This is a genomic window from Pseudomonas sp. NPDC090201 (genome assembly GCF_044746825.1).
Lineage (GTDB): Bacteria > Pseudomonadota > Gammaproteobacteria > Pseudomonadales > Pseudomonadaceae > Aquipseudomonas > Aquipseudomonas putida_AD.
The window spans coordinates 873,685-884,084 of the sequence record NZ_JBIVCX010000002.1; the positions used below are offsets into that span (position 1 = coordinate 873,685).

Below are 10,400 nucleotides of genomic sequence, written 5' to 3' on the forward strand. Positions count from 1 at the left end.
CCGCATCGCGAGCAAGCTCGCTCCTACAGGGTCGTTCTACGAACTATCGGGTAGTGAATTCCCGCTGGCTGGCGATGGCCTGGGACACCAGCCAGTCGCGGAACTGGCGGCTGGACTTGGGCAGGATCGCGGTCTCGTCATAGACCAGGTAATACGCGATGGGCGTGTCGATCGTCGCACGAAACGGCACCACCAAGCGCCCCGAAGCCAGCTCCTCGCGAATCAGCGAGCGACGCACCAGCGCGATCCCCATCCCCGCCAGCGCCGCTTCGATCACCCCGTTGGAATCAACGAAAACCGAGCCACGGTGCACCGCCGCTTCAGCGTCCTCGATACCCACCGCCCGCAGCCACAATGCCCAGTCTTCGCGATGCTCATCGTGGAGCAGGTTGTAATTGGTGAGATCGATAGGCGAAGACAGGTAGCGTGTGTCCGGCAGCAGGCTGGGGCTACAGACCGGCTGCAGGCGGTCGTTGATCAGCATTTCCACCTCCAGCCCCGGATAGCGCCCCAGGCCATGACGCACCGCGAAGTCGACGCCATCGCCCAGCAGGTCCACCAGGCGGTTGGTGGTGCTGATGAGCACTTCGATGCCCGGGCACTGTGCGTGAAAGTCCGGCAGGCGCGGCAACAGCCACTGCATCGCAAAGCCACTGGTGCAACTGACCGTGATGGTATTGGGGCCGTTGTCGCTCATGAGCCGCTGGGTCGCATCGCTGATCTGGCCCAGCGCCGGGCGCACCGCACGCAAGTAGATCTTGCCTTCGGGGGTCAGTTCCAGGCGCTTGGTATTGCGGATGAACAGGGTGACGCCGACCGCTTTTTCCAGCTTGGCGATCTGCTGGCTGATCGCCGCTGGAGTGACGAAAAGCTCGCCCGCCGCGCCTTTCATGCTCGAGTGACGCCCCGTCGCTTCAAAGCAGAGTAATGCGTAGAGGGGCGGGAATTTCATGCAGGTCCTTGGGTTAAGAAAATCTAATGTGCTTTAGAAAAGCTCGCTTGAGCACCGCTTCAGACACTGCTCAAATCATCACACCCCGACTCGACAAGCGTCAATCGGCAAGTTTCCGGTCGCGTTTTCAATGTTGTAAACCAGGAAGGAAGTGTCATGAGGCTATCTGATTATGTTCGGTTACTTCTCCTCGCCGCGATCTGGGGAGCAAGTTTTCTGTTCATGCGGGTGGCCGCGCCAGTATTAGGCGCATTACCGACTGCATTCTTCCGGGTATTACTCGGCGCCATTGGCTTATTGGTGATTCTGGCGATACTCAATACTCGCCATGACTTTCAAGGCAAACTCAAGGCAACCATGGTGTTGGGCGTCATCAACTCGGGTATCCCCTTCCTGATGTACAGCATGGCCGCTTTGATGTTGCCGGCCGGTTATTCGGCCATTCTCAACGCCACCACCCCGTTGATGGGCGTGTTGATCGGCTCCATGTTCTTCAACGATTCCCTCACGCCAAAGAAAATGGCCGGCGTGTTCATCGGCTTGCTGGGGATAACTCTGCTGACCACCACCGGCCCCGTCACATTCACCAGCACGGTGGTCATGGGCGCGCTGGCGTGCCTGGTCGCTACCAGTTGCTACGGGGCAGCCGGTTTCCTGACACGGCAATGGATCGCCGACCAGGGTGGCCTTGACGCAAAGCTGGTGGCCTTCGGCAGCCAGGTCGGTGCAACGCTGTTCCTCGCACCGTTCTTCGCCATCTCCACCACCGTCAGCCCACCGGCCAGTTGGGGTGATTCAACGGTCTGGCTGTCGCTGGCAGCCGTAGGTTTTATCTGCACGGCCTGTGCATACATTCTGTACTTCCGGCTGATTGCCGACATCGGCCCGGTTCGCTCACTCACAGTGACCTTCCTGATTCCTCCCTTCGGCGTGCTCTGGGGCGTGTTGTTCCTCAATGAAAGCCTGGCGGCTGGCCACCTGTACGGCGGCGGACTGATCTGCCTCGCCGTGTGGTTCGTCCTCAGCAAGAGCAAACCCAAGCCGGTGGTGGAAACCCAGGACACCCCAGCCACCAGCTGATTTGAAAGTTATCCACAGAGGACAATGGTTTCCTGGCTGTAGCAACCGGGTGGAGTACGCACGATGAGTAGAGCGATCCCGTTGATAGCCCTTCGCACCTTCGTGGAAGTGTGCAAGGTCGGCAGCATGAAACGTGCGGCGGATCACCTGTGTGTGTCGCCTGCGGCCATCAGCCAGCAGATCAAGGGCCTCGAAGACCAGATCGGCAAACGCCTGTTCGAGCGCGACGCCAAGGGCATTCAACTCACCGCCAGCGGCCGGACCCTGTACGACGAACTGAGCGGCACCTTCGACGTTATCGAAAAAGCCTGGTCAGGCGCCGCGCTCAAACAACCCCGCCAGACCCGACTGGCCATCAGCACCACCTCCACCATTGCAAGCTCCTGGCTGATCCCGGCACTGGGCAGCTTCAAGGAACGTTGCCCGACCATCGAAATATCGATCCAGATCTGCAACGGCCTCTCAGATCTCAAGCACGGCCATGTGGATATCTCGATCCAGCGCGAAATGGCCGCCAGCCCCGACAACCACGCCACCCGCCTGTGGTCGTCCTACCTGATCCCCGTATGCAGCCCCGACCTGCTGGCCAAGCAACGCAACATCGAAAGCCCACAGGACTGCCTGACTTATCCACTGCTGCAAGACACCGAACGCAACTACTGGAAGGTCTGGATGAACGCCTTCGGCATGGGCAACCGCAAAATGATCCAGGGCTCCAGCTACGGCGACGAGTCCCTGTTGATAAGTGCCGCCTGCGCCGGCCAGGGGATCGCCCTGGTCAACAGCGTATTCGCCTCCGAAGCCCTGCAATCAAAGCGGCTGGTGCAAGTCACCCATGCCACATCGGAGCTGAAATTCGATTACTTCGTGTACTGCGCCAAGGAACGGCGGGAGGAATGGGCGATTGTGGAATTCATGAAGTGGGCGGTGCAGCAGGCCGGGAAATGTGCGCGGGGGACGGCGGTTGAGGTCGATGCGGCTTAGGTTGGGGTAGTTATCAACAGCCAGAAATAACAAACCCGCCATTTAGGCGGGTTTGTAGATTGTTTGAGGTCAGCGAACCGACCACTCAAGCATGTGGATAACTCACTCCACAGTCACCGACTTCGCCAGATTACGCGGCTGATCGACGTCCGTTCCCTTCAGCACTGCCACATAGTACGACAGCAGCTGCAGCGGAATGGTGTAGAGGATCGGGGCCAAGGCGTCGATGATGTGCGGCATCGCGATGACGTGGGTGCCTTCGCCGTTGTTGAGGCCGGCTTGTTCGTCGGCGAAGACGATCAGTTCGCCGCCGCGGGCGCGGACTTCCTGCAGGTTGGATTTGAGCTTTTCCAGCAGTTCGTTGTTGGGCGCGACGGTGACCACCGGCATGTCGCTGTCCACCAGCGCCAGCGGGCCGTGTTTGAGTTCGCCGGCCGGGTAGGCTTCGGCGTGGATGTAGGAAATCTCCTTGAGCTTCAAGGCGCCTTCCATCGCCACCGGGAACTGTGCGCCACGACCCAGGAACAGGGTGTGGTTCTTTTCGGAGAACAGTTCGGCGACTTTTTCCACGGTGCCGTCCATTGCCAGTGCTTCGCCCAGGCGGGTCGGCAGGCGGCGCAGTTCTTCGACCAGTTCGGCTTCGACGCCCTCGGCCAGTGTGCCTTTGACCTGGCCCAGGGACAGGGTCAGGAGCATCAGCGCGACCAGTTGGGTGGTGAACGCCTTGGTCGACGCGACGCCGATTTCCGGGCCGGCCTGGGTGAGCAGGGTCAGGTCCGACTCACGCACCAGTGAGCTGATGCTGACGTTGCAGATGGCCAGGCTTGCCAGGAAGCCCAGTTCCTTGGCGTTGCGCAGTGCAGCCAGGGTGTCGGCGGTCTCACCGGATTGCGAGATCGAGACGAACAGGGTGTCGGGCTGGACCACCACCTTGCGGTAGCGGAATTCGCTGGCGACTTCGACCTGGCATGGAATGCCCGCCAGGCCTTCGAGCCAGTAACGCGCGACCATACCGGCGTGGTAGCTGGTGCCGCAGGCAACGATCTGCACGTTGCGCACTTTGGCGAACAGCTCGGCTGCCTGCGGACCGAAGGCCTGTACCAGTACCTGCTGCTGGCCGAGACGGTTTTCCAGGGTGCGCTGCACGACTTTTGGCTGCTCGTGGATTTCCTTGAGCATGAAGTGGCGGAACTCGCCCTTGTCGGCGGCTTCGGCGCCTTCGCGGTACTGCACGGTTTCACGCTCGACCGGCAGGCCGGCGGCGTCCCAGATTTGCACGCTGTCGCGGCGGATTTCGGCGATGTCGCCTTCTTCCAGATACATGAAACGGTCGGTCACCTGGCGCAGGGCCAACTGGTCAGAGGCCAGGAAGTTTTCACCCAGGCCCAGGCCCACTACCAGCGGACTGCCGCTGCGGGCGGCAACCAGGCGGTCTGGCTGACGTGCACTGATGACCGCCAGGCCGTAGGCGCCGTGCAGTTCCTTCACAGTGGCTTTCAGGGCGGCGGTCAGGTCCGGCGTGTCCTGCATTTTGTGATGCAGCAGATGGACGATGACTTCGGTGTCGGTATCCGAGGTGAACAGGTAGCCCAGGCCCTTCAGACGCTCGCGCAGCGGCTCGTGGTTTTCGATGATGCCGTTGTGGACAACTGCCAGCTCGCCGCTGGAGAAATGCGGGTGAGCGTTGTGCTCGACCGGCGCACCGTGGGTCGCCCAGCGGGTGTGGGCGATGCCCAGACGGCCAGCCAGTGGCTCGCCGGCCAGCGATTGCTCCAGCTCGTTGACCTTGCCAACGCGGCGGCGGCGCTCAAGCACACCGGCGTTGCTGAAAAGCGCCACACCGGCGCTATCGTAGCCGCGGTACTCGAGGCGCTTGAGGCCTTCGAGCAGGATGGCAGTGACATTACGTTCAGCGACGGCGCCGACAATTCCACACATGGTCTTCTCCTAGGAAACAGCGGCGCAGATCAAAGTAACGCCGCGGGCCTGAATTTGTTCGCGTGCCTCCTGAGGCAGGCGATCATCGGTAATGAGGGTATGGACGCTGCTCCAGGGCAGTTCCAGATTGGGGATCTTGCGGCCGACCTTGTCGGCTTCCACCATCACGATCACTTCGCGGGCCACTTCAGCCATGACACGGCTCAGGCCCAACAGCTCGTTGAAGGTCGTGGTGCCACGCGTCAGATCGATGCCGTCGGCACCGATGAACAGCTGATCGAAGTCGTAGGAACGCAGGACCTGTTCGGCGACCTGCCCCTGAAACGACTCGGAATGAGGGTCCCAGGTGCCGCCTGTCATCAGCAGCACCGGTTCGTGCTCCAGTTCACCGAGTGCGTTGGCAACGCTCAGGGAGTTGGTCATGACGACCAGGCCCGGTTGCAGGCCCAGTTGAGGAATCATCGCGGCGGTGGTGCTGCCGCTGTCGATGATGATCCTGGCGTGTTCGCGGATTCGCGCCACTGCAGCGCGAGCGATGGCCTGCTTGTACCTGGACACCGGCTGGCCGGGCTCCCCGATCAGTTCCTGAGGCATGGGCACTGCGCCACCGTAGCGACGTAGCAGCAGGCCGTTGCTTTCCAGTGCCGCAAGATCCTTACGAACCGTAACTTCGGAAGTTTCGAAACGCCGGGCCAAGGCTTCCACACTCACTTCGCCCTGCTCGTTGAGCAAGGCGAGGATGTTGTGGCGACGTTGGGGAGTATTTCGTTTCGACATTTCGCGCTTAAGTTTCGTTTCGAAAGATAACGATGCGAATAGAAACCTATCGAAAGATTTTCGTCAAGCAGGATGCGCAAATTTCATCACGCACGGCCCGAAACCGCCCAAGGGGCGATCCGGGACCCGTTGTGGATAACTTACTTCTTGATCTTGACCGGGCGCTTCCAGCCATCGATGTTGCGCTGGCGTGCCCGGGCGACGCCCAGTTGCTCGGCGGCAACGTCCTGAGTAATGGTCGAACCGGCTGCGGTGGTGGCACCGGTGGAGATATCCACAGGGGCGACCAGCGAGTTGTTGGAACCGATGAACACGTCTTCACCCAGCACGGTCTTGTGCTTGTTGGCACCGTCGTAGTTGCAGGTGATGGTGCCGGCGCCAATGTTGCTGCGCGCACCGATGACCGCGTCTCCCAGGTAGGTCAGGTGACCCGCCTTGGCGCCCTCGCCCAGGTGTGCATTCTTCAGCTCGACGAAGTTACCCACATGGGCGCGAGCCTCCAGTACGCTGCCTGGGCGCAGGCGGGCGAACGGACCGGCATCGGCAGCCTCACCGACGATGGCGCCTTCCAGATGGCTGTTGGCCTTGATGATCGCGCCCTTGCGCAGGGTGCTGTCCTTGATGACGCAGTTCGGGCCGATGTAAACGTCGTCCTCGATGACGACCGTGCCTTCCAGGATGACGTTGATGTCGATGAGCACATCACGGCCAACAGTGACCTCGCCCCGCACGTCGAAACGCGAAGGATCACGCAGGGTGACGCCCTGGGCCATCAGGCGGTGCGCTGCACGCAACTGATAATGCCGCTCAAGCTCGGCGAGCTGCTTGCGATCGTTGGCGCCCTGCACTTCCATGGCGTCCAGCGGTTGCGCGGTGGCGACAGTCAGACCGTCGCTGACGGCCATGGCGATGACGTCGGTCAGGTAGTACTCGCCCTGGGCGTTGTTGTTCGACAGGCGACCCAGCCAGTCCGCCAGACGCTTGCCAGGCACCGCCAGAATGCCGGTGTTGCCTTCCTTGATGGCTTTTTCCGCCTCGCTAGCGTCCTTGTGCTCGACGATCGCGCTGACGCGATTCTGCGCGTCCCGCACGATGCGGCCGTAACCGGTCGGATCGTTCAGATTGACCGTCAGCAGGCCCAACTGCTGGTCGTTTACCAGGGTCAACAGGCGGTTGAGCGTTTCGACTTCGATCAGGGGCACGTCACCGTAAAGGATCAGCACGGTATCGGCGTTGAGTGCAGGCACGGCCTGGGCGACCGCATGGCCGGTACCCAGTTGCTTGTCTTGCAGAACGAAATTCAGATCATCGGCCGACAGGCGCTCACGTACCTGATCGGCGCCGTGGCCGATCACCACTTGAATGCTTTGCGGAGACAGCTGGCGAGCGCTGTGGATAACGTGGCCCAGCATGGAGTTGCCGGCGACAGGGTGCAGCACCTTGGGCAAGGCCGAGCGCATGCGTGTGCCTTGGCCGGCGGCAAGAATGACGATATCGAGAGACATGAAGAGATTCCAGACGAGCGCAGCCACAGCTGTGCAGATGATTCAAAAGAAGGGCCGATGTACAAAGGCTTGAAAAAGAAAAAGGGTAGCCGAGGCTACCCTTTTACTCAATCGCGCATAAGCATCGTTGGCCTTAGCCGCCGAACTTCTTGCGAATTTGCTGAACGGTGCGCAGCTGGGCTGCGGCCTCCGCCAGACGTGCAGCAGCAGATCCGTAATCGAACTCCGCGCCGCGTTCATGCAGTGCTTTCTCGGCAGCCTTGACGGCTTCCTGAGCAGAGGCTTCGTCCAGGTCGGCAGCGCGTTGCACGGTATCGGCAAGCACTTTGACCATGTTCGGTTGAACCTCAAGGAAACCACCGGAGATGTAGAACACCTCGGCTTCTCCACCCTGCTTGATCAGACGGATAGGACCCGGCTTCAGATCAGTGATCAGCGGCGCGTGACCTGGAGCAATACCGATATCACCCAGGTTACCGTGTGCAATCACCATCTCGACCAGACCGGAGAAAATCTCTCCTTCCGCGCTGACGATATCGCAATGGACTGTCATAGCCATTTGCTTGCCTCAACCTGATTAGCGCCCGTTGCCGGGCGCCTGGATTACAGTTTCTTGGCTTTCTCGATCGCTTCTTCGATGCCGCCGACCATGTAGAACGCTTGTTCTGGCAGATGGTCGTACTCACCGGCGAGGATGCCTTTGAAGCCAGCAATGGTGTCTTTCAGGGAAACGTATTTACCCGAAGCACCGGTGAAGACTTCAGCCACGAAGAACGGCTGCGACAGGAAGCGCTGAATCTTACGAGCGCGGGATACCAACTGCTTGTCGGTTTCCGACAGCTCGTCCATACCCAGGATCGCGATGATGTCTTTCAGCTCTTTGTAACGCTGCAGAACGTACTGGACGCCGCGAGCGGTGTCGTAGTGGTCCTGGCCGATAACGTTCGGGTCCAGCTGGCGCGAAGTCGAGTCCAGTGGGTCAACCGCTGGGTAGATACCCAGGGAAGCGATGTCACGGGACAGAACGACGGTGGCGTCCAAGTGGGCGAAGGTGGTCGCTGGCGACGGGTCGGTCAAGTCGTCCGCAGGTACGTAAACGGCCTGGATCGAGGTGATCGAACCTTCTTTGGTCGAAGTGATGCGCTCTTGCAGCACGCCCATCTCTTCAGCCAGGGTCGGCTGGTAACCTACTGCGGAAGGCATACGGCCCAGCAGTGCGGATACTTCAGTACCGGCCAGTGTGTAACGGTAGATGTTGTCGACGAACAGCAGAACGTCGTTACCTTCGTCACGGAACTTCTCGGCCATGGTCAGGCCGGTCAGAGCAACGCGCAGACGGTTTCCCGGCGGCTCGTTCATCTGGCCGTATACCAGTGCCACTTTGTCCAGAACGTTGGAATCCTTCATCTCGTGGTAGAAGTCGTTACCCTCACGAGTACGCTCACCCACACCAGCGAACACGGAATAACCGCTGTGCTCGATGGCGATGTTACGGATCAGTTCCATCATGTTTACGGTCTTGCCGACACCGGCACCACCGAACAGACCGACTTTACCGCCCTTGGCAAACGGGCAGACCAGGTCGATAACCTTGATGCCGGTTTCCAGCAGGTCGTTGCCGCCTGCCTGGTCAGCGAACGAAGGCGCTGGACGGTGAATGCCCCAACGCTCGTCAGCTTCGATCGGACCCGCTTCGTCGATCGGGTTGCCCAGGACGTCCATGATACGGCCCAGGGTACCTTTACCAACCGGTACGGAGATGGCTGCACCGCTGTCGATGACGTCCAGACCGCGCTTCAAGCCTTCGGTGGAACCCATCGCAATGGTACGAACTACGCCGTCGCCCAGCTGCTGCTGGACTTCCAGGGTAGTTTCCGCGCCTTGTACTTTCAGCGCGTTGTAGATGCTCGGTACGCTGTCGCGTGGAAATTCCACGTCGATCACGGCGCCGATGATTTGAACGATACGTCCGCTACTCATTAGCTGGATCCTCTGAATATTTGAACCGTTAAACCGCGGCAGCGCCGCCGACGATTTCCGAGATCTCTTGGGTGATCGCTGCCTGACGCGCCTTGTTGTAGATCAGCTGCAAATCGCTGATCAGGTCACCGGCGTTGTCGGTTGCGTTCTTCATCGCGATCATCCGCGCGGCTTGTTCAGCTGCGTTGTTCTCGACCACCGCCTGGTAGACCTGCGACTCCACGTAACGGACCATCAAGCCGTCCAGCAGCTCCTTGGCGTCGGGTTCGTACAGGTAATCCCAGTGGTGCTTGAGTTCTTGATCCTGGGTGGCGACCAACGGAATCAACTGCTCGACCGTTGGCTGCTGAGTCATGGTGTTGATGAACTTGTTGGATACCACGGACAGGCGGTCAATACGGCCCTCCAGGTAGGCATCCAGCATCACCTTGACGCTGCCGATCAAATCGTTGATCGAAGGCTCTTCGCCCAAGTGGCTGATCGCAGCGACGACGTTACCGCCGAAGTTGCGGAAAAACGCCGCACCTTTGCTGCCGACCACGCACAGATCGATCTCTACGCCGTTTTCACGGTTCTTCGCCATGTCCTTGACCAAAGCCTTGAACAGGTTGGTATTCAAGCCACCGCACAGACCACGATCACTGCTTACCACGATATAACCGACGCGCTTTACTTCGCGATCGATCATGAACGGGTGGCGGTATTCCGGGTTAGCGTTGGCAAGATGACCAATCACCTGGCGGATGCGCTCCGCGTAAGGACGGCTAGCAGCCATGCGCATTTGAGCCTTGCGCATTTTGCTGACCGCCACTTTTTCCATGGCGCTGGTGATCTTTTGCGTGCTTTTGATGCTCGCAATCTTGCTGCGAATCTCTTTTGCGCCTGCCATGTAACACCTATCAGGTTAGCAAGCGGGAGCCTCGCGACTCCCGCTGCGGCTTACCAGGTTTGGGTGGCCTTGAACTTCTCGATACCGGCTTTGAGGCCAGAATCGATTTCGTCATTGAAGTCACCCTTCACGTTGATCTTTGCCATCAAATCGGCGTGATCGCGGTTGAAGTAAGCAATCAGCGCTTGTTCGAAGCTGCCGACCTTGGCGATTTCAACGTCGGTCAGGAACCCACGCTCAGCGGCATACAGCGACAGCGACATGTCAGCGATCGACATTGGCGCGTATTGCTTCT

The 10,400-nt window shown here is 59.9% G+C and carries 9 protein-coding genes and 1 pseudogene; 2 read left to right on the top strand and 8 right to left on the bottom strand.

The annotated features are described in order from the left end of the window. Positions 1-43: 43 nt before the first annotated feature. Complete coding sequence (gcvA, locus tag ACIPOO_RS10125; RefSeq protein WP_274132106.1) at positions 44-952, bottom strand: transcriptional regulator GcvA; 909 nt, start codon at positions 950-952, stop codon at positions 44-46. A 156-nt stretch (positions 953-1,108) separates the two neighbouring features. Between gcvA and ACIPOO_RS10130 the strand changes: the two genes are divergently transcribed. Next, positions 1,109-2,032 (top strand): DMT family transporter, encoded by a 924-nt coding sequence (locus tag ACIPOO_RS10130; protein WP_400606305.1) that lies wholly within the window; start codon positions 1,109-1,111, stop codon positions 2,030-2,032. 63 nt (positions 2,033-2,095) lie between these two features. Next, on the top strand, positions 2,096-3,016 hold the full coding sequence (locus tag ACIPOO_RS10135) for a LysR substrate-binding domain-containing protein (protein WP_400606307.1): 921 nt from the start codon (positions 2,096-2,098) through the stop codon (positions 3,014-3,016). Positions 3,017-3,118: 102 nt separating this feature from the next. Here the strand turns inward: ACIPOO_RS10135 and glmS are convergent, their stop codons facing one another. The 7 genes and pseudogenes from glmS to ACIPOO_RS10170 form a co-directional block, all read right to left on the bottom strand. Next, a complete protein-coding gene (gene glmS, locus ACIPOO_RS10140; protein WP_274132103.1) occupies positions 3,119-4,954 on the bottom strand; it encodes a glutamine--fructose-6-phosphate transaminase (isomerizing) in 1,836 nt (611 codons plus the stop codon). A 9-nt stretch (positions 4,955-4,963) separates the two neighbouring features. Next, positions 4,964-5,731: a DeoR/GlpR family DNA-binding transcription regulator gene (locus tag ACIPOO_RS10145; RefSeq protein WP_274132102.1), complete on the bottom strand. Its 768-nt coding sequence runs from the start codon at positions 5,729-5,731 to the stop codon at positions 4,964-4,966. Between the two features lie 140 nt (positions 5,732-5,871). Beyond that, a complete protein-coding gene (gene glmU, locus ACIPOO_RS10150) occupies positions 5,872-7,236 on the bottom strand; it encodes a bifunctional UDP-N-acetylglucosamine diphosphorylase/glucosamine-1-phosphate N-acetyltransferase GlmU (protein ID WP_400606310.1) in 1,365 nt (454 codons plus the stop codon). A 133-nt stretch (positions 7,237-7,369) separates the two neighbouring features. Further along, positions 7,370-7,795 carry a F0F1 ATP synthase subunit epsilon gene (locus tag ACIPOO_RS10155; protein ID WP_274132100.1) on the bottom strand — a complete coding sequence of 142 codons (426 nt, stop codon included), beginning with the start codon at positions 7,793-7,795 and terminating at the stop codon, positions 7,370-7,372. A gap of 44 nt (positions 7,796-7,839) precedes the next feature. Beyond that, the gene (gene atpD, locus ACIPOO_RS10160; protein WP_166593945.1) at positions 7,840-9,216 is read right to left on the bottom strand and encodes a F0F1 ATP synthase subunit beta; all 1,377 of its coding nucleotides are present in this window, start codon (positions 9,214-9,216) and stop codon (positions 7,840-7,842) included. A gap of 28 nt (positions 9,217-9,244) precedes the next feature. Further along, complete coding sequence (gene atpG / locus ACIPOO_RS10165) at positions 9,245-10,105, bottom strand: F0F1 ATP synthase subunit gamma (RefSeq protein WP_110951681.1); 861 nt, start codon at positions 10,103-10,105, stop codon at positions 9,245-9,247. Between the two features lie 50 nt (positions 10,106-10,155). Beyond that, positions 10,156-10,400, bottom strand: a pseudogene (locus tag ACIPOO_RS10170) (F0F1 ATP synthase subunit alpha); the annotation flags it as partial.